Source organism: Dysgonomonas sp. 520 (assembly GCF_010501095.1).
Lineage (GTDB): Bacteria > Bacteroidota > Bacteroidia > Bacteroidales > Dysgonomonadaceae > QVMP01.
The window spans coordinates 1-20,185 of the sequence record NZ_QVMP01000009.1 but is presented as its reverse complement, the minus strand read 5'-3'; the positions used below and the strand labels follow the sequence as shown (position 1 = coordinate 20,185).

Sequence of the window (20,185 nt, the reverse complement as noted above, 5' to 3'; positions counted from 1 at the left end):
TGACAGTACAAAGAGTACCCTCTAAACATATTTAAAAACATAAAGCTATCTGTAAATGTGAAATTTACCTGCAAACTTACCTCAAAAGTTTCATTGTTCTCGCAACAATATCAGGCGGAACGCAATCCTGCAATAACATCCTCTTCAATAAATCGGGATATGAAATCCCATTCTTTTCGAAATATGTTTCTATCAACCTCACTTTCTGCTCCCTGTTTGGCATCAATTGATAAAGCACATACCATTCTTCGATGGCAGAGTAAGGTATCATCACACCATTCACCTCCCATTTCACGGAAATGGACTGCTCATCAAAAAGATACGAATAGGCTCCGTTTGGCAAGACAATTTTATAACCGGATATCAGATCGACGTCTAAACCGGGCAGTTCATATTCATAAAAATATTCCGTAAGATACACATCCGAGTCTTCATATTCCAGCCTCTTCCGCCCAAACGAAGAAAGGATTTCATCGGCTTTCTCTATATCTTTCTCGGCAACTATAATATCTATATCGTTTGGCAAATCGACCAAGCCATAACGATATAGCATAGCCGATGCACCCACGCCCCAAAGCAAACCGGCACCATTCAGAACTTGTCCGAATTGTGCCAGTATTGATTTTTGATATTGTATTTTCTTAGTATGCACGGGCAAACAGCACACGTTGAACCGATGGTTTGCCTGTAACCATACATTTTCCGGGAGTTTTGTCCCCTTCCAAAGGTATGCAACGGATAGTAGCCTTAGTCTCGGCTTTCACTTTTTCTTCAGTTTCAGGAGTTCCATCCCAATGAGCCAGAATGAATCCGCCTTCCTCTATTTTTTCTTTAAATTCGTCGTAAGTGTCTACCGTAATGGTTTTCTCTGCCCTAAGGTCAAAGGCTTTCTTATAAATATTTTCCTGTATTTCGTCCAACAAATTCTTGATATACTGATCTATACCATCGCAAGAAATTGTTTCTTTTGTCAACGTATCCCGACGGGCAACCTCAACAGTGTTGTTCTCCATGTCACGCCCACCCATAGCTAAGCGCACAGGCACACCTTTCAATTCATATTCCGAAAATTTCCAACCCGGTTTTTTGTTATCGGCATTGTCGTATTTAACACTGATACCTAACGCCCGAAGCGACTTAACGATACCATCCACTTTAGCGTCGATCTCCGACAATTGCTCCAAACTTCTATAAATAGGAACAATCACCACCTGATAAGGCGCCAGTTTTGGAGGTAAAACCAATCCGTTGTCATCGGAATGAGACATTATCAAAGCTCCCATCAAACGGGTAGATACTCCCCACGATGTAGCCCAAACATATTCTTGTTTTCCTTCTTTGTCGGCAAACTTCACATCAAATGCTTTGGCAAAATTTTGCCCCAAGAAATGAGATGTACCGGCTTGCAAGGCTTTTCCATCTTGCATCAATGCCTCAATGGCATAAGTGTCTACCGCTCCTGCAAAACGTTCTGAAGCCGATTTCACTCCTTTCACAACAGGAACAGCCATATATTTTTCGGCAAATTCGGCATAAACATCCAACATCTGACGAGCTTCCGCTACCGCCTCTTCGCTGGTTGCATGTGCCGTATGCCCTTCTTGCCAAAGGAATTCGGCTGTACGCAAGAACAAGCGTGTACGCATTTCCCATCTCACAACATTTGCCCATTGATTGATAAGCAACGGCAAATCCCGATACGATTGTATCCAGTTGCGGTATGTGTTCCAGATAATTGTTTCGGACGTAGGACGTACAATAAGCTCTTCTTCGAGTTTTGCTTCCGGATCAACAACAACTCCCTTACCCTCAGGATCGTTTTTCAAACGGTAATGTGTAACCACTGCGCACTCTTTGGCAAAACCTTCCACATGGTCGGCCTCCTTGCTCAAAAAAGATTTAGGTATAAACAAAGGAAAATAAGCGTTCACATGACCTGTTTCCTTGAACATATCATCCAACTGACGCTGCATCTTTTCCCAGATCGCATATCCATAGGGTTTAATAACCATACAACCCCTTACTGCCGAATTTTCGGCCAAATCGGCTTTAATTACCAAATCTTGATACCATTGACTATAATCTTGACTACGGGAAGTCAACTCTTTAAGTTCTTTTGCCATACCTTTTTATCTTAAAAGACTAGATTTTTTTTATTTGATCGGCAAATTTAAGAAAAAAGATGATAATATCGGCATTTTAATCAATATATCCCCGAACAACCAATGCACTGGTTATAACACGGTCTACCTGATTAGAAATAAGGCTATCCAGCGTAAATCGCTCGATGCTTCCGTTGAACATGGACGGAAGTATTTTTTTCAACACATAATCGGGGTTATTCCTGGCAAATGTCATTTTCCCAAAATATCCTGATTTATTGAAATACAAGAAACTAGGTTCTTCCGATTCAGGAAAACTGATTCCGAAAAAATAGTAATATTGATTGAGCGAAGTCAATACCCCTAGCCCTATACTGTTGATAAAACTTGCCGCCCCACAATACATCAGCATCTCCGAAAGATTACGAAACATTTTATCGTCAAACACCTCCATTATGCCCGATCCTATCTTGAATGTTCCGTAATTACACATCATATTTATCAATGGAAAAGGAACTTTCATGTCATTTTCTTTCGTAAAATCAGTCATAACGGATTGAGGCACTCTCGGCCTCAGATGAAACTGATACGACGAATTGTCGATAAACCGGTAAGAGTAGTCATTCTTCCCGGAATAGTTCTTCATATCCGAATTAAGGAAATCTTTATACCTATCCAAGGCATATCTCCACGACTCATTTTTTTCTTTCAAAAAGAATGTCTTATAATCTCTCATTTCTAGTATTTTTCTTATATCTTGTAAATATAACAAGTTAAAATCATTTTTTGTTAAATATGCCGGCAGTATTTGAAGATCGCCAACACGCACAGATTTGCCGGATGGAATGCCAAATAATTATCTCTCGAAAAACACAAATACGGATAGATGTGATTTTGTAACATATAAATGACAGATTGCAAACATTTGTATAAAAGACATCTTACACTTTATCATTTACATCATTTTTACGTAAAAAAGGCGAGCTTTATTCATTTTATTTTTTGTACATTTGTAGCCACTTTTATTTAGGAAATCTATTAATTACAAATAAATTATTTTAATTAGCAATGGTAAATTACAAAGACCTAGGACTTGTGAACACAAAAGACATGTTCGCAAAAGCTATTAAAGGAGGTTATGCTATTCCGGCATTCAACTTCAACAACATGGAGCAGTTGCAAGCTATCATACAAGCTGCGGCAGAAACAAAATCGCCTGTTATCCTTCAAGTATCGAAAGGTGCCCGTGAATATGCAAACCCTATCTTGTTGCGTTATATGGCTCAGGGAGCTGTGGAATATGCAAAAAGTTTGGGTTGGGAAAAACCTCAGATCGTACTTCACCTTGACCATGGCGATTCTTTCGAAACATGTAAGGCTTGTATCGACTCTGGTTTTTCATCAGTAATGATTGATGGATCTCACTTCCCTTACGAAGAAAATATTGCCCTTACAAAGAAAGTTGTGGAATATGCTCACCAATTTGACGTAACAGTAGAAGGAGAGCTTGGCGTATTGGCAGGTATTGAAGATGACGTAGTTGCCGAACACCACACATATACACAACCTGAAGAAGTGGTAGACTTTGCTACAAGATCGGGTTGCGATTCGTTGGCAATTTCGATAGGTACATCTCACGGTGCAAACAAATTTACACCTGCGCAATGTACAACAGACGAAAACGGTGTATTGGTTCCTCCCCCATTGCGTTTCGACATATTGGAAGGTGTGGAAAAAGAACTTCCCGGATTCCCTATCGTATTGCACGGAGCATCATCAGTTCCTCAGGAAGAAGTTGCTACAATCAACAAATACGGCGGTGCATTGAAAGATGCAATCGGTATTCCGGAAGAGCAATTGCGCAAAGCTGCAAAATCGGCGGTATGTAAAATCAACATCGACTCAGACAGCCGTTTGGCTATGACTGCAGCCGTACGTGAAGTTTTCGCTAATAAACCGGCAGAGTTTGACCCTCGTAAATATTTAGGTCCTGCTCGTGAAAACATGAAAAAACTATACAAGCATAAAATTGAAGCTGTGCTTGGTAGTGCAGGAAAAGCAGAATAATCAGCACTTGATTAAGTTAAGCATATCAAAAGGTTCGACTCGTTTCTGAGTCGAACCTTTTTTTTATTCCATTATTTAGAATGAAACCGTCTAGACTTTTTCGTTTTATTCAATTTTGTCATCCTGAGAGTATCGAAGGATCTGTTTTTTAGATGTTTCACTACGTTCAACATGACAAAAACTCAAAAATTAAGTATAATTTAAAAAGTCTAGATGACTTCAATGGTATATTTTGTTTTCCATATAACAGAAACTAATGCCGATTGGATTCTTCCTGCATTTATAGACAGAAAACGAGGTGATGTTTGGAACAACATCACCTCGTTTATTAGCTCAGAAGTATAATCATTTTTATTCTTTCATATTCGGTCTTTCCAAACCGTAGCCTTTTTTCTTGTCCTCGGCTTTCAGCATTATTGCAATGAAAAATGACAAAATACCAAAACAAGTGAATATTATCATCGGAAGAGTAAAGTCATATACAGGAACATCCTTACCGTTTTCGCCCACCTTAGTTCCTATGATACAAAATTTTTCCAGAACCCAACCTATAAGAAGAGGAACAAGGCTTAATCCGATGTTTTGTACCCAGAAAATTAAACCATAAGCCGTCCCCACTTTATTTTCGGGTATAATCTTTGGCACAGAAGGCCACATAGCAGACGGAACCAAGGAGAATGCAACACCTAGAAGAATCATAAGGAATGCGGCAAACCACCAGAAATTGAGTAGAGGCAACGAAAATAAGAAGTGAACAACTATAAGTAAAGCCGCACCAAGCATCATTATACTTGCGCCTCTGCCTTTTTTATCATAAATACCTCCAAATAAAGGTGTCAGTAAGATCGTTCCGAATGGAAGAATTGCCGGAATTAATCCTGCCAGGGATGATTTCACCTCATATTTGTTTATCATCAATGCGGTTGCATATTTAAGGAAAGGGAATACAGCCGAGTAAAACAACACGCATAAAAGGGCTATAAGCCAGAATCCTTTATTATTAATGATCGAAAGTATATCTTTTGCTTTGAACGGCTCTTCTTTATCTTCATCATTAGCATCTATCGAAGCATCCAATTTACGATCCATTACACAGAAAACAAGATATGCAATAAGTCCGATACATAAAGCTATTAACCCGATAAGGATGGGCATTGAAAGACTTTGAAAGTGTTTAGCCATCGGTATTGTGGTTGCCATAGCCAAGCCGGTTCCCAATCTGGCCACTGCAACTTGTATTCCCATAGCCAATGCCATTTCGTGACCTTTAAACCAACGTACAATAACTTTCGTAACGGTGATCCCTGCAGTTTCAATACCTAAGGCGAATATAGCAAATCCTACGCAAGCAATAATAACCTGCATTTTCACGCCAAAAAGTGTTCCTGCAAAAGTATTTGATATTGCATAATATTTTATGGCACATCCTGTAATCATCAATATACAGGCTCCTATACCTGTTATGCGCACTCCGAATTTATCAAGAATCATACCGCTGAAAATCAGCATAAAAAGGAAAACGTTGAGCCAACCATAGGCCATATTGAATAGTCCGTATTCACTTGCTGTCCAGTTGAATTCGGCACTTAACATTTCCATCAATGGAGCCATGATATCTGTGATAAAATAGCCACAGAACATAGTGAAAGCTACAACACACAAAACTGTCCATCTGGCAGCTTTTGAGTCGCTTAATTTTCTTTGCAAATATTCAGTCATAATATTTAAGTTATTTTATTGTGTTTTCCTATTTAGATTAAAAAACGGACAAATTTAGTAAAAAAGAATGATGTGCCCGGTTTTCTTATCCATGATTCGTATTAATATATTACTTGATTCGATTTTTCTAAACAAAAGAAATCTCCCAAAAAGCCTATTATCTTCTAAATGCACTATGCGTTATGATAATCATTAATAGTGATAGGACTGCAAAAAAAAGAGTGGAAAAAGGTATAGAAAAGATTGACAATACAACTTTCGTGAACGCCTCAATGCTTAATGAACAATACGAACTTGCAAATAAGCCTGTTTTATTGGAAATATAAAAACATTCGGGGTTTCCGGTTTGTTTTGAAAACCCCGAATGTTTTCGTTAACTTTATGCTCTTTAAATAAAAATATCATGTTCCGAAAACTTGTAGCCATAGAGCCTGTAAGCCTGATTCCATCAGCCGAAGAAGCACTACATTCCTTTGCGAATGAAGTTGTTATGCACAACAATATACCTGCAAACGACGACGAAATTGCAGCACGTATTGGCGATGCCGATGCAGTACTTTTAAGTTATACTTCGCGCATCAACCAATATGCACTGGAAAAATGTCCGAATGTAAAATACATTGGCATGTGCTGTTCGTTATATTCGCCCGAAAGTGCAAATGTAGACATTAGGTATGCCAACGAACGAGGCATTACAGTAACCGGAATACGTGACTACGGCGACGAAGGTGTGGTAGAATATGTAATTAGCGAACTGGTGCGTTGCCTGCACGGATTCGGACAGGAACCGTGGGACGATATGCCCCGCGAAATAACCGGTTTGAAAGCCGGTATTATTGGACTTGGCAAATCGGGAGGTATGATAGCCGATGCCTTGAAGTTTTTCGGAGCCGACATTTCCTATTTTGCCCGTAGCGAAAAAGCAGAAGCTAAAGCCAAAGGGTATAGTTTTTTGCCATTAAGCGAACTACTTGAACAAAGTGAAGTTGTTTGCTGCTGCCTCAACAAAAATACGGTTCTACTGCACAAAGCCGAATTTGAGCAGCTTGGCAACAAAAAGATACTATTCAATACCGGACTATCACCCGCATGGGACGAAACTCCGTTTACCCAATGGTTGAATGAGAATAACCTTTGTTTTTGCGATACGTTAGGAGCATTGGGTGACAAACACCTCCTCACGCACCCTCATGTGCGTTGTATGCAAGTGTCAACCGGGCGAACACGTCAGGCATTCGACCGGCTAAGCGAAAAAGTATTGGCAAACCTGTCAGAATACAATCGGAGAAGCGATATTTAGCAGTGTACTCACTACCGACCAACCCGCAATTTCGGGCGTAGCACTATATACATCCACTACGGCATGTACCTGATCGTTTTTTATTTCAACCCGTTGTGTGTCGCCCACAAAACCGGGTGTAGATTGCATAGCCACCTGCATTTTTTCGGGACCAACGGAGGCCAGCGAAGCTGCAACCGCTACATTAAGTCCTGTGGGAAATGTACCGATAGCCTCTGTTGCCGTTCCTGAAAAAACAATGCGTTTTTCCGTTTCCAGCAATTCATTATAAACAGACGAACGCCTTAGCGCACGTACTCCTTTTTCGTTGAAAAATTTGGCCGAAGCATTACCCATTAAGGCCGCAGTCCGTAATACATCAAAGCCTCCCGTAGCACCCGAGGCAATGTATACGCGAGAACCATTGGCTTTGGCTGTATTTTTTACCTCTTCGTAAAAATCGGCATCGGCTAAAGCTCCAATAGATAAGGTTACAATAGATGTCCCGTTTTTCAATGTCGGCAAGGCTATTTGGCGCATGGCAGCAGGCGACGCAGCTTCAACCAGATAATCAGGTTTCAATGCCAGCAAATCATCAAGTGTTGTACATGCTTTACAAGTTCTTCCGTGTTGCTGCATTTTGACAGCCATATGCTCTGCCTTAGATGGTGTACGAGAATAAGCACCCACTAAATCATAATCGGACAATACTCCATTAATAACGGCATCCGCAACTATTTCGGCAAGCCGTCCACATCCTACAATTACTAACTTTTTCATGCCTGCAAATATACTTTATTAAACTATAACCTCCTAAGATTATAAAAATTAGGGATAAGAATCACTATCTCTGCACATCGAAATGTATTACACTGAAAATAAATGATTGAAAATTCGGAAGCGGATAAAAAAACATCAGTAATCCGTCAGTAAAATAAAACAGCCACTTACATATTGTTTGTAAGTGACTGATTTTCATCGGTCGGGATGGCGGGACTTGAACCCGCGACCACACGCCCCCCAGAGGTGAGTTTTATATACTTTTGTTTTGGTATTTCGTTGTATTTCATTATATTTACATCTGATAATCAATGATGCAAAGATAATCATTTTGTATCATGTTGTAATAAATGTTTTACTATTGTTTTACTATTATGGCTAACATTAAATTTATTCTGTGGACACATCAAAAGAATACTGATGAAACTTATCCTGTCAGACTTCGTATAACAAGGAATCGAAAGCCAAAATATTTTTCTTTTGGTTTATCTGCGACAGAAAAACAATGGGATAAAGATGCCGAACGGTACAAAAAGGATAAAAGGCTGACTGCCGATTATGAAAAGTATAATATTCTCTTAAATGAATATGAGAACAGAGCTAATGATATAATATCAGACTTTGAACGAAATAGAACTGATTGGACTCTAAATCAATTTGAAGAAAAGTTTTTGAACAGAGCCAAAAGAGGAAAAATACAAGATTACTTTCAAAAAACCATAAGTCAACTTAAGGAAACGGGACATACAGGAAATGCTAACACTTATGCTAACACATTACATATATTGCAATTATATGACAAAAAATTCGGAGAGAGAATATTTAGTGAAATAGACTTGAAATATGTAATAGACTTTGATATATGGCTTCAAAAGCCACGAATAACAACTACAAAGAAAGGGAAAAAGACCTTAAGAAGTGGGAATGCTGGTAATACTCGTAAATATTATATGAAAACTTTACGCTCAATTCTAAATATGGCTATAAAAGCAAATGAAGGCTCTCCTTCTACATATCCATTCGGGAAGAATGGTTTTAGTATTGCCGATTTAGAAGAAGAAACTGAAAAGCGGTATTTGCCATCTGTTTATTTAACTCAACTAAAAGAGTGTCAAGGTAAATCCATCAGGACAGAGACAGCAAGAAAACTATTTCTGTTTTCCTATTACTGCTATGGTATTAGCTTTATTGATATGGCTCAACTCCAAAGCAAAAATATAATCAGGTATGAAAATGGCAGTTATATAGTATACAAACGTCAAAAGACACAGACCCAGAGAAAAATATCTCCTATTCAAATAAAGATCACAGATGAAATATCAAGTCTTATCGAATGGTTTAAGAATAATACCAAAATAGTTCCACATTATATTCTGCCGATTGTTTCGATAGAAGGATATACGGATGAGAAACTATACAAACACATTCGCTATAGATATAAGAAATATTCAACTTCGCTTAAACTGTTAGCAAAAGAATTAGAAATGGAAGATATTAACCTGACAAGCTACGTTTCTCGTCATACAATGGCTATGACACTGCAAGGAAATAATATACCTCGTGAAGTTATAAGTCAGATTCTGGGACATAACGATTTACAAACGACAAATACATATCTCGATAGTTTTGGCAGTTCTGTTATTGATGAAGCTGCAAAAGTTTTGTAAGTTTAGGCATTAATCTTAAAATATCATGAACGAAGAAATTAAGCAGAATCCAGATTTGAACAGAGAAATAGAAGGAAAACTATCTAAAATAGAAGATTTATTGAGCTTTGTTAAAGATTCAATTCAAAATAATTTAGGCTTATCTCTTTCTACAATTACTGATATAGAAGATATTGCAGGTCTCATTATAGAAGCTACAAAATATACGATAACAACAAAGAATAAACTTCTTGCAGATAGAATAAAACTGTTAAATGTGAGTGTTCTATATATGGTTACTCCTAATTTGGTTACTCGTCAGAATGATGCTCAGCCAGGAGACCCGAACTTTTCAGTATACATAGGTTTCAACACTTTTCCTCCAGATGTAATTAACAATGCTATAGATAAAGTGAAAAAGGCTTTTGTTTCTTCTTTGTCAGAGATTAACAATCTCAATTTCTCTGATAATAACGAAATTGAAACATCTGTTGAGCCATTTGACGAAATAATTTTTAAACCAGATACTTATTCGAAAATAGAAGCAATATATGACCTTTGTATTGATGATGATCATATTGCCTTTTCTCCCATAAGTGTAGATAAAAACACATTTCTATTTTGCATAAGAAAAGCAGATTTTTATCTCATATACAAACTTAAGTTAACTAAAAAAGCTAAACTGAAATATTTAATATATATACTTTCTTCGTTTATGGGTGACCAATGGTATGCATTATCTGCACAAAGTATAGGACATACAAAAGCAGAATGTAGTGGTGCTAATATTCCTGACAAATGGGAAAAAGAACTGAGAAAAATTATAGAATGACCCCAATACACCTTTCTTCTAAAAAATGACCACAGCAACCACAGTCATCTCCTTACCTAATATCATGTAAATATCTAAAAAACAGGCGTTTGTAAAGTTGTTTTTTCTAAGCTTTAATTTGGAAAAAACATCGACCACAGGCTTTTTTTGTATTTGTCAAACAACTCGTTGTGTCGACCAACGAGGGAAAGACATTATATAAATTTTAGTTATTATGGTTATAAATTATGATTTGCCTATAGCAGCATTGACTGTAAGGCAGTTTATAGATTTGCTAAAAATCTTTTTTCCGAGTGATAGCAAAGAGGAATCTGAGATTTTAGATAAAGATGGGTTTTGTGAGTTGACAGGTTATTCAATGGATGCCCTTAATAAAATGATTCAACATAATGAAGTCCCTTATTATAAGGGTCAGGGCAGAAAGAAGATTTACTTCAAACGTAGTGAAATTCTTGACTGGGTATTTTCTGGTCGAGTAGAAACAAAGGTAGAGTATCTTAATCGTAAAGATACAGAGTTTGTCAATCATATGGAAAGGAGGGTGTCGTGATAGATTTCATTAAAATATACTTTGATGATAAACCCTCTATAGATAAGTATTTTATGGATGGTAGACGAAAGTCTACCATTCGTGAAATAAAAAAGGAGGATGGAGAAAATACAAAGATTGCAAGGCTTTACAATATGAGTTTAGTTTCTACACAAAAGGGAACTCATCTTGAAGGTTCATTACATTCTTATCATAATGCAATGAAAGGTCGAAAATCCAAAAATGAAAAAGACAAATGGTTTAATTACAATGATTTTACTTATCAAAATCTTTTGGAGGTATTAGAAGATTTAGAGAAACGCTTGAAATATGATTTGTCAAAAACAAGAATGACGATTTGCGAGATGGGGTTTAATGTCAATTTAGACATGGAACCAAATAGGTTTATTGATAAATTTATTTTGATGTTTAAACTAAAATTGCCTTGTCGTGACCCTAAAAATCAAAAATCTATGAAATTCAAGAGGTTTGATCTTGATAATTATTATGTAAAAATCTATGATAAGTCTCTGCAATATGGGTTAAAAGATAATATTTTAAGATTTGAAGTAGGTTTTAAAACAGATGAATTAAAGGAGCTTAATATTAGGTCTTTAAAAGATTTATTGGATACTGATAAGTTAGAATTCTTATTCCATAGTTTATTAAAAAAATATGACGATTTTTTAATTGTTGACAGGTTTGATGGGAATAAGACTATGCCACAAAAAGCGAGACGCAAAATGGTTTTGTATACACACCCTCAATATTGGATAGAGTTACTTGATGAAAAAAAGTATGAAAGAAGAAAGAGTTCAAAGCAAGAACTGGAATACCTTATACACAAATATGGATTAGATAAGAGAAGAAAATACCTAAGGCATCTCATTGAAGAAAAATTCAAACAGTTACTATATAGTGATGAAAGATATTATTCTTATTAATGAAAATATTTAATTATATTTTCCTATAATATAGGTGTACGGAATTTCTAATAAAAAGAGGTTGATAGACTTAATTTATCAACCTCTTTATTTAATTATCAATAAATGTGAAATTTTAACATTTTAAGACTTGATTTTCATTGAAGATGCACAAATCCTCGCAAGGGTAAAGAAAGTGTCTTAAATCGCTTCTAAATAGCCTTAAATTTAATATTTTCATTGTTTGTTCATCGTGATTTCTATAAAAGAATTTCCAACAGGATTGTAATAGACAATTTGAGTATCTGATATTTTCTTAAATCTATAGACGGAAGTATAAGAAGTTCCTATTCCATTGTCAAGGGTGCTGTTTATCTGATATTCCGAATTCGTTTTTGTGATCTCTTTCACCGTGTAATAGGTTTGTTTAGACTCTTTGTCAAGGTCAACCGTGACTTCTCCCATTCCAAAAGCGGTAAAAAGTAGGTTGTTAGTTTTAAATTCAGCCTTACAAGTATTATTATCAGCTATCCAAGTGCCGATAATCCAAGTTGGAGGATTGATTAAAGAGGAACTTCCTGAACCTTGACCGCCATTATCATCGTCATCATCGGAGCAAGATGTGAAACTAAATAACATACTAAATAGAGTAATGAATAAAAATAGATTTTTCATATTGATTTAATTAAGTTAAATAATGTTTTATTTTGTCGGTCATTTATTGTCGGATTTAGTACCACTGTAAATTAACCAAGCAGCTAAACCTCCGATTAAGAGAAATCCTGTCAAAGAGCCTGCAAGACCTGCACCTTGTGCATCACCTCCTGACAGCTGGCTAAGAGTAACTAAAGAGGCTATTGCTAAAATAACCCCAAGAATAAGTTTAAAAGTTTTCATAATAAATAATTTGTTCTATTCAATCCCAAAATAGAGGTTATAGAAAACGGAACGTGGGATGTAACCTGTCTGTCTTAGAGGTACGACCAAGCACCTTACGCACAAACAAGTTAACCCCACGTAAACGTAGGCATCAACCGATTATCCTTGTGCGTCTTTAAAATTGGTCGTTTTCTAAGACAAGAATAAAAGCTAACGCTCCTATATTTTAATAAAATGAATAGTTACAACGCTTTATAGCTAATTCATTCACAAATATACAATGAATTATTATTTAACAAATCTTTAATTCTATTTTAACTAATAATTTCTAATATCTATGATGAAAAAAATAATTAAGTATGCTTACTGAGTTTCAATATTCTCAAAGCACCTCTTATTACAATAAGGAATACAATACTACCAATTATAAGGTCGGGGATTTGATTATCTAACTGCCATACCAAGAATCCCGCAAGAATAACCCCTGCATTTATAATTACATCATTAGATGAAAAAATAATACTTGCCTGAATATGGGCATCTTTGCTTTTTGTCCTTTGAAGCAAAAGCAAGCATATAACATTGGCTATCAAAGCGAGTACGGATATTCCTATCATAGTTTGAAAAACGGGCATTTCTTCTGCACCTGTAAACCGCCTGACGACCTCTATAAAACCGATTGCAGCCAAAACGATCTGGAAATATCCGCAAATCATGGCAACACGCTTCTTACGGCTTACGGCTGCACCCACAGCGAACAAACTTAAACCATACACAAAAGCATCTGCAAGCATATCGAGACTATCAGCGACTAATCCCATTGATTTAGAGATAACACCAGTTGACATCTCAATCAGGAAAAAACCGAAATTGATAGCCAGTACAATCCAAAGGACTTTACGCTGTTTATTATCTTCTTCTGCCTGAAACTCTTCTGTCGTTTCTGAACTTTCTATAAAACGTGAACCGAGATTTAAGGTCGCAAGTTGCTGTTCGATTGCTTGATAGTCGCCTGTATGGTAAATGGTCAGTGTCCTGCCTCTCAGGTCGTATTCCTGTTTGGCAATACCCTCTATGTTTTGAAGTTTCATCCGAATGAGGTTTTCCTCACTCGGACAATCCATCTGTTCAATTTTAAAAATTGTTTTTATCATTCTACAATTTAATTATAATCCCAGCATTCAGGACAAAACCGTCCAACGGTGCGTAAATATCCCGAAATTCAGGGTTAGTCATAGAACCTGTATGAATGGTGTCAAATCTTGTTTGCCGTCTGTCGGTAAAGTTCTCAAAGTTAGCATATATAGAGAACTTTTCCCAAATCCGTTGCATCATTAATCCGCAGATAAGGTAATCCTTACCTTTCTTGCCGTCATTCAGATTTTGTTTTCCTGTATAATAGGCTTCCAATCCGATTTTCCATTTATCTTCCACCTCATACATTAATACAGAATTGATTTTATGTTTCGGAGTTAAGGTTTTTTGGTAGCTTCTGCCATCTTCCTTAACCTTAGCATCTGTATAGGTGTAGCCGAGAAACAAACCGAAGTCCTTATACTTTATCTTCATATTGGTTTCAGCACCTTTACTGTCTACATGACCATCTATGTTATTAAACTGCCAACGGTTATTATCCGCAGCTTGAAGTTCAAGCGGATTTTTCAGGTAAGTATAAAAGAATAACTGGTTTATACTTAAAAAGACTTGATCGTTAAACAAACCTGTTTTATAGGTAAAATCCACATTTGCCCCGTAGCTTCTTTCCAGTTTATTTCTGTCATCATCTATTGGTAAAACATTTTGAAACTGAATTCGTTCGCTATCTTCCGAAAAGATAGTAGGTGCTTTATATCCGAATCCACCGCCTACACGAGATGAAAATTTCTCTGTAATCTTGAAATGAGAAGATATACGAGGTAAAACTGCGAAACCGTAGTCGGTAACATAGTCGGTACGTAATCCGCTTTCTAAATTCATCCAATCGGTTATTTTGGTGTTGTTTTGCACAAACAGACCTAAAGTAGTCATGTTGTAATCACGCAAGGGAAAATCTGTCCGTTTCTTTTCTGTAAATTTATCCGTCCACACATTTGCACCTGCTACCCATTCCGTTTTTTCCTTTGTATGTATATAGGATACCTCCGAGAAAGACGATAACTGATCCCCGTCAAATTTAAAATCGGGAATTTCAAGTTTACGACTGAAATATGTTACACTGTTTTTTACATTCAGCCTGTTTTGTTTGTCAAAACGGTGTTCGAATGTAAGTTGGCTTGAATGCCTTTGTGTCTTATTCCGTTCAAAATAAGAGTGTTCTTCGTTCCCTTTATCCTTTACATACTCCATATCGCCACCCAGACGGTTTTCGATCATAGAGTTTATACCGAAATTAAAATCTGTATTTTCTGACAAGTATAGAAATAGTTTCGGATTTAAAACAAACCTGTCGAACTTTGGTATTGCCGTAAAACCCACATCAGACGGGTCATAAGCCCAGTTACGGTTATATGATGCAAATATGGTAGTACCTACTTTATTGAATTTCTGACCGAAAAAGCTGTTTACATCAAGTCCTTTGCCTGTTGTCCCGTTCAGGTGTATTGAAAAATCCCTTTCTTTTTCAGGTGTTTTCGATATAAGGTTTACCAAACCCGCAATCGCACCGCCACCGTATAAGGTAGAAGAAGAACCTTTTATAATTTCAACCTGCTTTAAATCGAGAGGCGGTGTCTGTAATAAGCCTAATCCGCTTGCTGCACCCGAAAATACAGGAAAACCGTCTTTTAATATTTGGGTGTATCTACCGTCCAAGCCCTGAATACGGATAGATGAATTACCCGATATGGCAGATGTTTGTTGTGTCATAATACCCGTACTTTCATTTAATAACATACGTATATCGCCAGGTTTCATAACCCCTTTTTCGCCTAATTCTTCGGCATTTATAAATTCAATGCGTGTAGGAATATCTTTAAAAGTACGTGTTCCCCTTGTCGAAGAAACAACTATTTCCTGCAATGTTTCTTCGTCCGCTTCAACCCTGATAACAATAACTTCATCCGAAGCCAAAGGGAATGTAAACTCTTTGATGGTTTTTTCATATCCCACATAAGTAATTTCAAACTTATGTTTTCCATCAGGAATATTGGAGAGAACCGCCAAACCTTCGGTATCGGAAGATGTACCGTTCGTTGTGTTTTGTAGCACAATATTAGCACCTATTAATATCTCTTTGCTATCACAATCTATTAATTTGACTCTAAGTGTGTTTTGTGCGAAAATATTGGAAAAGCTGAATGCTAAAAATAACATCAGTATAATTTTTGTTTTCATTTTTATTCTTCTTTTTAATCTTCAATTTGAAATGATATAGGAGTTACGATACTACAAATAATGTATTATCGCAAAAAACGCAGGGCATATTCTAAATGTCCTGTAAAATTAAAAGTTGATTTATGCTTTTGGCGGTCGCCAGATTGAAGAAATAAAATCAGGAAGATCGTTTCTTAAAATATATTCTAATTCGCAATCAGAAATTAAAGTAATAGTTACTTCTATTGGATTGTTGTAACGGGCTTCCGGAAATCCTGAACAAGTATTACAATGCAAAAAAGGAGAACAACAACTATTATCAGAACAGTCATCACAACTGTTAGTATCATCATCCGTATCAACGGTTTCGGTATAAGCAGACAAACATTTATCCTCTAAACAACAAGGTACTACTGATAACAGCAACACACTGATGGATAATATTAGAGATAAATATTTCATGCTGCAAAGATATATAAATTTAGATTAAAATTAGCTAAGAATCTGATTTTCTTAAAAATGAGAGTATGCATCATTGATTGGAATGTTGACTATTATTTCAATTCTCCTGATATATGATTTGTAAAAAAATAATTAGAGAGAAAGAAAGGTCATTTTTTAGCCAAAATAAGAGGGAAATATAGTCAAAAACTCTAAACAGACACAAGTGAAGTTATCCTGTTGAAAATAAACTGTTTATATAACTATAAATTTCTTACTAATATTTATGGGAATGTGGTACACATAAGAGGACTAATTTAATTAAAGAAAACAGGCTAATTTTGCACGTTTTTTGCTGAAATTTGAGTGTTTTTCCATTGCTTTTTGACCTTAAATATAAAATGTAAGTATTTAACATCAAAATCATGTCTTTTTAATTCTAATCCCTATATAAAAGGTTATGGGAGTTGTCGATTCATACGACACAAAAACTTTTAACAAAAAGCACTCGGAAATGGTATGTTTTTGCCATTTTTGAGTGCTTTTTACTCAATAAATGTAGTTTTTGCTTTAATCTCTGCTGAAAACCATGACCTACTTGACCAAAAGCCACCCCCAAAAAGAGATTTTCTCTCACCCCTCTAAATTTGAAAACACATTTTTTATGTTTTACTAAAAATATCTTTGGCTGAATGTTTTACTAATGTTTTACTATGGCAAAATAAAAAGAGGCTAAACGGCGCGCCTAACCTCTTGATTATCAAATAGTCGGGATGACAGGATTTGAACCTGCGACCACACGCCCCCCAGACGTGTACTCTACCGGGCTGAGCTACATCCCGAAAATGTGATGCGAAATTAGTATAATATTTTAATAATCGCAAGCTTTATTCTACCTTAGTAGCTAATTTTTCAAATAATCATAGTCTATCATGAGAAAAACACTTAGATTTAGAAAATTAAAAACCATTTTGTTGACCTCTATTTTCATTTCTATTTTCCCGATTACGAACTTATATGCTGCCGGTTTTTTAAGAACTGAGGGCACACGGATTGTGGATAATGACGGAGAATTTTTGTTGCGAGGAATGGGGTTGGGTGGTTGGATGTTGCAAGAACCTTACATGATGCAACTTTCGGGCATTTCTAAAAATCAAACAGATATAAAACGACGCATATCAGAACTGGTCGGGGCTGATAAAACCAAAGAGTTCTATTCGGCATGGTTGAAAAACGGTGTGCAAAAAGAAGATATAGATTTATTAGCCACTTGGGGATTTAATAGTATCAGATTGCCAATGCACTATAATTTATACATGCAGCCGTCTAAAAATGGAGTTGAGTGGTTGGAAGAAGGGTTCAGCCTGACGGATTCTTTGCTTGCATGGTGCGAAGCTAACAAAATGTATCTTATTCTCGATTTGCATGCAGCTCCCGGAGGGCAAGGCAATGATTTGGCCATATCCGACGCAGCCGATGTGAAATTGTGGAATAGTGCCCGGCATAAAGAGAATACAGTGCTTTTTTGGAAGAAACTGGCCGAGCGATATAAAGATAAAGAATGGATAGGCGGATACGATATTTTGAATGAACCGAACTGGGGATTTCAGGACTCGGAAGATTTGAATGGTTGTAAAGAAAAACTGAACGAGCCTTTGAGGCAGTTATACATCGAGATAACAAAGGCGATCAGGCAGGTCGATAAAAATCACATGATCGTCATTTCGGGTAATTGCTGGGGCAATAATTACAACGGAATTTTTCCGCTTTGGGACGATAATATGGTTATCAGTATTCATAAATATTGGAATTATAATACCTTGGGTGAAATTGCCGGTTATTTGAAATTCAGCGAAGAGAATAACGCTCCGCTTTGGCTGAGCGAATCGGGCGAAAACTCAAATACATGGCATACCGATGCCATAAAACTTTTAGAGGAAAATAATATCGGGTGGTGTTGGTGGAATTATAAAAAGATGCCGAACAGTTGTCCTATGGTAATCCCTACAAATGCAGAATATGAATTGATAAAGCAGTATTGGAAAAGTGAAGCAGAAAGGCCATCGGCAGATGTCGCTTATAAGGGTTTGATGAAGTTAGCCGAAGACACAAAACTTCAGAATACGATTTTCAAGAAAGATTATATAGATGCTTTGTTCAGGCAAACCAAAACAACCGAAACCATGCCCTATACAAAACATCTGCTGAAAGATAATTCCCCTCTTACTGTTTATGCAACCGATTACGATTTAGGTCGTTGCAATTTTGCTTTTTATGATAAAGATACGGCTAATTACAGAACATCGACAGGTATAAATACTCCTTGGAACAAAGGTAATGCATACCGGAATGATGGCGTGGATATTATGCCTTGTAAAAATCTCGGTAACGGTTTCTGTGTGTTTTCGATAGAGGACGGAGAATGGTTGCAATATACGATAGATGTGGAGAAAGCAGGGACTTATAGTATAAATCTTTGCACAATAGCGGAAAATACGGCAGGAGCGGTTTATTTGTCGGTGAACAATAAAAGAACAAAAACAGTATCAACCTCCGGCAGCAAATTGAACTGGCATACATCAACGTTCAATAAAGTGACGCTGAATAAAGGGAAAAATACATTGAGAGTATATTTCGAAAAAGGTGGAGTTAAGTTTAGCTCCATCGAAATAAGTAAAAAATAGAGAGAGTAGCGAAGTATTTTTAATAAAAAATTTACGGAAAGGGTATTCGATTTGGTCGAGTATCCTTTCTTCGTATATATATAACACTGATAAGTAAGTAATTGATTCTCTGAAAGGAATTATGTCTTGACATGAACAAACGACCCGGTGTTCGTGTTAAAGTTATTAATGAAAACAGAAATATTTAGAAAATTAAAATAAGAAAAATTATGAAAAAGATTTTGTTTTTAGTAGCGGTTTTATTTGCGGCATCAATTAGCATGTCTGCACAAAAAGGAAATACGTCAGTTTTGGCTAATATCGGTTACCAGACAGATTATGAAAGATTTGGAGTAGGGGCTCAATTCAGGTACAATCTTCTGAATAACGTTCGTATAGCACCTGATCTTATGGTGTTTTTTCCGAAAAATAAAGTTACAGGATTGGATTTGAACTTGAACGTTCATTATGTCATTAATTTGAAACCTAGCCAATTGAGTTTCTATCCGTTAGTAGGTTTCAGTATGCAGAATAACTTCTGGGGAAAAAAGACTGTTATTGATACTGGTGGTATAGAAGTGAGAACGAAGTCGAAAAGCTCTACCGATCTTGCGTTTAACTTGGGAGGCGGCATTAGTTACAATCTGGATGCGAAAAATTATCTGAATGCCGAAGGTAAATTCATGTTCGGCGATAACGACTGCGCTGTTATTATGCTCGGATATGGTATCAGATTCTGATAATATTTGGTTTGGTTATAATTTACATTTTATTGTAGATTAACTGATCTTTGTGAGCCGATGGATTTATTTCCATCGGTTTTTTTTATTCGTAAAAACTAATCATTGAATATGAACTTGCAATATCTTGGAACAAACTAACCTTATTTTTATAACACAAAAAGCGATAAAAAGATTTTTTAATTATATTTTTGACATCGAAGTCATCTAGACTTTTTAGAGCCTGTTTAAAAATGAATGAAAAAAAATAATAAAGGGCTTCTGTAAATAATC

The 20,185-nt window shown here is 36.3% G+C and carries 21 protein-coding genes and 1 tRNA gene; 10 read left to right on the top strand and 12 right to left on the bottom strand.

Annotated elements, in window-relative coordinates; translation table 11 throughout:
• Nucleotides 1-76: 76 nt before the first annotated feature.
• The 3 genes from D0T56_RS07025 to D0T56_RS07015 form a co-directional block, all read right to left on the bottom strand.
• Nucleotides 77-652, bottom strand: coding sequence for a hypothetical protein (locus D0T56_RS07025; RefSeq protein WP_221412342.1), 576 nt, complete (start codon nucleotides 650-652; stop codon nucleotides 77-79).
• Entirely contained in the window at nucleotides 642-2,123 is a 1,482-nt protein-coding gene (gene proS / locus D0T56_RS07020; protein WP_163319438.1) for a proline--tRNA ligase, read from the bottom strand. The genes D0T56_RS07025 and proS overlap by 11 nt, the downstream gene beginning before the upstream one ends.
• A gap of 76 nt (nucleotides 2,124-2,199) precedes the next feature.
• Nucleotides 2,200-2,838: a hypothetical protein gene (locus D0T56_RS07015; protein WP_163319437.1), complete on the bottom strand. Its 639-nt coding sequence runs from the start codon at nucleotides 2,836-2,838 to the stop codon at nucleotides 2,200-2,202.
• Nucleotides 2,839-3,170: 332 nt separating this feature from the next.
• Here D0T56_RS07015 and D0T56_RS07010 point away from each other — a divergent pair, with 332 nt between their 5' ends.
• Both D0T56_RS07010 and D0T56_RS16730 read left to right on the top strand, forming a co-directional pair.
• Entirely contained in the window at nucleotides 3,171-4,169 is a 999-nt protein-coding gene (locus tag D0T56_RS07010; RefSeq protein ID WP_163319436.1) for a class II fructose-bisphosphate aldolase, read from the top strand.
• Between the two features lie 222 nt (nucleotides 4,170-4,391).
• Nucleotides 4,392-4,514, top strand: a complete 123-nt coding sequence (locus tag D0T56_RS16730) for a hypothetical protein (protein WP_255491093.1) — start codon at nucleotides 4,392-4,394, stop codon at nucleotides 4,512-4,514.
• Between the two features lie 6 nt (nucleotides 4,515-4,520).
• Here the strand turns inward: D0T56_RS16730 and D0T56_RS07005 are convergent, their stop codons facing one another.
• Complete coding sequence (locus D0T56_RS07005; RefSeq protein WP_163319435.1) at nucleotides 4,521-5,888, bottom strand: MFS transporter; 1,368 nt, start codon at nucleotides 5,886-5,888, stop codon at nucleotides 4,521-4,523.
• A 182-nt stretch (nucleotides 5,889-6,070) separates the two neighbouring features.
• Here D0T56_RS07005 and D0T56_RS16630 point away from each other — a divergent pair, with 182 nt between their 5' ends.
• Entirely contained in the window at nucleotides 6,071-6,214 is a 144-nt protein-coding gene (locus D0T56_RS16630) for a hypothetical protein (protein ID WP_221412341.1), read from the top strand.
• A gap of 77 nt (nucleotides 6,215-6,291) precedes the next feature.
• Entirely contained in the window at nucleotides 6,292-7,188 is an 897-nt protein-coding gene (locus tag D0T56_RS07000; RefSeq protein WP_163319434.1) for an NAD(P)-dependent oxidoreductase, read from the top strand.
• Here D0T56_RS07000 and D0T56_RS06995 read toward each other — a convergent pair.
• Nucleotides 7,159-7,947 carry an aspartate dehydrogenase domain-containing protein gene (locus D0T56_RS06995; protein WP_163319433.1) on the bottom strand — a complete coding sequence of 263 codons (789 nt, stop codon included), beginning with the start codon at nucleotides 7,945-7,947 and terminating at the stop codon, nucleotides 7,159-7,161. The two genes, D0T56_RS07000 and D0T56_RS06995, sit on opposite strands and share 30 nt — an antisense overlap.
• 374 nt (nucleotides 7,948-8,321) lie before the next feature.
• Between D0T56_RS06995 and D0T56_RS06990 the strand changes: the two genes are divergently transcribed.
• The 4 genes from D0T56_RS06990 (at nucleotide 8,322) to D0T56_RS06975 (ending at nucleotide 11,898) form a co-directional block, all read left to right on the top strand.
• The gene (locus tag D0T56_RS06990; RefSeq protein ID WP_185153855.1) at nucleotides 8,322-9,614 is read left to right on the top strand and encodes a site-specific integrase; all 1,293 of its coding nucleotides are present in this window, start codon (nucleotides 8,322-8,324) and stop codon (nucleotides 9,612-9,614) included.
• Between the two features lie 25 nt (nucleotides 9,615-9,639).
• A complete protein-coding gene (locus tag D0T56_RS06985; RefSeq protein ID WP_163319432.1) occupies nucleotides 9,640-10,425 on the top strand; it encodes a hypothetical protein in 786 nt (261 codons plus the stop codon).
• Nucleotides 10,426-10,639: 214 nt separating this feature from the next.
• Complete coding sequence (locus tag D0T56_RS06980; RefSeq protein WP_163319431.1) at nucleotides 10,640-10,975, top strand: AlpA family transcriptional regulator; 336 nt, start codon at nucleotides 10,640-10,642, stop codon at nucleotides 10,973-10,975.
• A gap of 53 nt (nucleotides 10,976-11,028) precedes the next feature.
• A complete protein-coding gene (locus D0T56_RS06975) occupies nucleotides 11,029-11,898 on the top strand; it encodes a hypothetical protein (protein ID WP_163319430.1) in 870 nt (289 codons plus the stop codon).
• Between the two features lie 216 nt (nucleotides 11,899-12,114).
• Here the strand turns inward: D0T56_RS06975 and D0T56_RS06970 are convergent, their stop codons facing one another.
• The 6 genes from D0T56_RS06970 to D0T56_RS06945 all read right to left on the bottom strand — a co-directional run bounded on the left by D0T56_RS06970 (nucleotide 12,115) and on the right by D0T56_RS06945 (nucleotide 17,351).
• Nucleotides 12,115-12,516, bottom strand: coding sequence for a hypothetical protein (locus D0T56_RS06970; RefSeq protein WP_163319429.1), 402 nt, complete (start codon nucleotides 12,514-12,516; stop codon nucleotides 12,115-12,117).
• Nucleotides 12,517-12,591: 75 nt separating this feature from the next.
• The gene (locus tag D0T56_RS06965; protein WP_163319428.1) at nucleotides 12,592-12,774 is read right to left on the bottom strand and encodes a hypothetical protein; all 183 of its coding nucleotides are present in this window, start codon (nucleotides 12,772-12,774) and stop codon (nucleotides 12,592-12,594) included.
• Between the two features lie 335 nt (nucleotides 12,775-13,109).
• On the bottom strand, nucleotides 13,110-13,910 hold the full coding sequence (locus D0T56_RS06960; protein WP_163319427.1) for a cation transporter: 801 nt from the start codon (nucleotides 13,908-13,910) through the stop codon (nucleotides 13,110-13,112).
• Between the two features lies 1 nt (nucleotide 13,911).
• Complete coding sequence (locus D0T56_RS06955; RefSeq protein ID WP_163319426.1) at nucleotides 13,912-16,089, bottom strand: TonB-dependent receptor; 2,178 nt, start codon at nucleotides 16,087-16,089, stop codon at nucleotides 13,912-13,914.
• Nucleotides 16,090-16,209: 120 nt separating this feature from the next.
• Nucleotides 16,210-16,530: a hypothetical protein gene (locus D0T56_RS06950; RefSeq protein ID WP_163319425.1), complete on the bottom strand. Its 321-nt coding sequence runs from the start codon at nucleotides 16,528-16,530 to the stop codon at nucleotides 16,210-16,212.
• Between the two features lie 747 nt (nucleotides 16,531-17,277).
• Nucleotides 17,278-17,351, bottom strand: a tRNA-Pro gene (locus tag D0T56_RS06945).
• Nucleotides 17,352-17,441: 90 nt separating this feature from the next.
• Between D0T56_RS06945 and D0T56_RS06940 the strand changes: the two genes are divergently transcribed.
• Nucleotides 17,442-19,193 (top strand): cellulase family glycosylhydrolase, encoded by a 1,752-nt coding sequence (locus D0T56_RS06940; RefSeq protein ID WP_163319424.1) that lies wholly within the window; start codon nucleotides 17,442-17,444, stop codon nucleotides 19,191-19,193.
• A 209-nt stretch (nucleotides 19,194-19,402) separates the two neighbouring features.
• Nucleotides 19,403-19,912 carry an outer membrane protein gene (locus tag D0T56_RS06935; RefSeq protein WP_163319423.1) on the top strand — a complete coding sequence of 170 codons (510 nt, stop codon included), beginning with the start codon at nucleotides 19,403-19,405 and terminating at the stop codon, nucleotides 19,910-19,912.
• An 85-nt stretch (nucleotides 19,913-19,997) separates the two neighbouring features.
• On the opposite strand, the gene D0T56_RS16625 is transcribed toward D0T56_RS06935, so the two are convergent.
• Nucleotides 19,998-20,185, bottom strand: a 188-nt coding sequence (locus D0T56_RS16625) for a hypothetical protein (RefSeq protein ID WP_221412340.1), incomplete at its 5' end; no start/stop codon positions are given.

Excerpts from the sequence above, each read along its gene's own strand:
- proS (WP_163319438.1), bottom strand. The coding sequence starts at position 2,123 with ATGGCAAAAGAACTTAAAGAGTTGACTTCCCGTAGTCAAGATTATAGT.
- D0T56_RS07015 (WP_163319437.1), bottom strand. The coding sequence starts at position 2,838 with ATGAGAGATTATAAGACATTCTTTTTGAAAGAAAAAAATGAGTCGTGG.
- D0T56_RS07010 (WP_163319436.1), top strand. The coding sequence starts at position 3,171 with ATGGTAAATTACAAAGACCTAGGACTTGTGAACACAAAAGACATGTTC.
- D0T56_RS16730 (WP_255491093.1), top strand. The coding sequence starts at position 4,392 with ATGGTATATTTTGTTTTCCATATAACAGAAACTAATGCCGATTGGATT.
- D0T56_RS07005 (WP_163319435.1), bottom strand. The coding sequence starts at position 5,888 with ATGACTGAATATTTGCAAAGAAAATTAAGCGACTCAAAAGCTGCCAGA.
- D0T56_RS16630 (WP_221412341.1), top strand. The coding sequence starts at position 6,071 with ATGATAATCATTAATAGTGATAGGACTGCAAAAAAAAGAGTGGAAAAA.
- D0T56_RS07000 (WP_163319434.1), top strand. The coding sequence starts at position 6,292 with ATGTTCCGAAAACTTGTAGCCATAGAGCCTGTAAGCCTGATTCCATCA.
- D0T56_RS06995 (WP_163319433.1), bottom strand. The coding sequence starts at position 7,947 with ATGAAAAAGTTAGTAATTGTAGGATGTGGACGGCTTGCCGAAATAGTT.
- D0T56_RS06990 (WP_185153855.1), top strand. The coding sequence starts at position 8,322 with ATGGCTAACATTAAATTTATTCTGTGGACACATCAAAAGAATACTGAT.
- D0T56_RS06985 (WP_163319432.1), top strand. The coding sequence starts at position 9,640 with ATGAACGAAGAAATTAAGCAGAATCCAGATTTGAACAGAGAAATAGAA.
- D0T56_RS06980 (WP_163319431.1), top strand. The coding sequence starts at position 10,640 with ATGGTTATAAATTATGATTTGCCTATAGCAGCATTGACTGTAAGGCAG.
- D0T56_RS06975 (WP_163319430.1), top strand. The coding sequence starts at position 11,029 with ATGGATGGTAGACGAAAGTCTACCATTCGTGAAATAAAAAAGGAGGAT.
- D0T56_RS06970 (WP_163319429.1), bottom strand. The coding sequence starts at position 12,516 with ATGTTATTTAGTTTCACATCTTGCTCCGATGATGACGATGATAATGGC.
- D0T56_RS06965 (WP_163319428.1), bottom strand. The coding sequence starts at position 12,774 with ATGAAAACTTTTAAACTTATTCTTGGGGTTATTTTAGCAATAGCCTCT.
- D0T56_RS06960 (WP_163319427.1), bottom strand. The coding sequence starts at position 13,910 with ATGATAAAAACAATTTTTAAAATTGAACAGATGGATTGTCCGAGTGAG.
- D0T56_RS06955 (WP_163319426.1), bottom strand. The coding sequence starts at position 16,089 with ATGAAAACAAAAATTATACTGATGTTATTTTTAGCATTCAGCTTTTCC.
- D0T56_RS06950 (WP_163319425.1), bottom strand. The coding sequence starts at position 16,530 with ATGAAATATTTATCTCTAATATTATCCATCAGTGTGTTGCTGTTATCA.
- D0T56_RS06940 (WP_163319424.1), top strand. The coding sequence starts at position 17,442 with ATGAGAAAAACACTTAGATTTAGAAAATTAAAAACCATTTTGTTGACC.
- D0T56_RS06935 (WP_163319423.1), top strand. The coding sequence starts at position 19,403 with ATGAAAAAGATTTTGTTTTTAGTAGCGGTTTTATTTGCGGCATCAATT.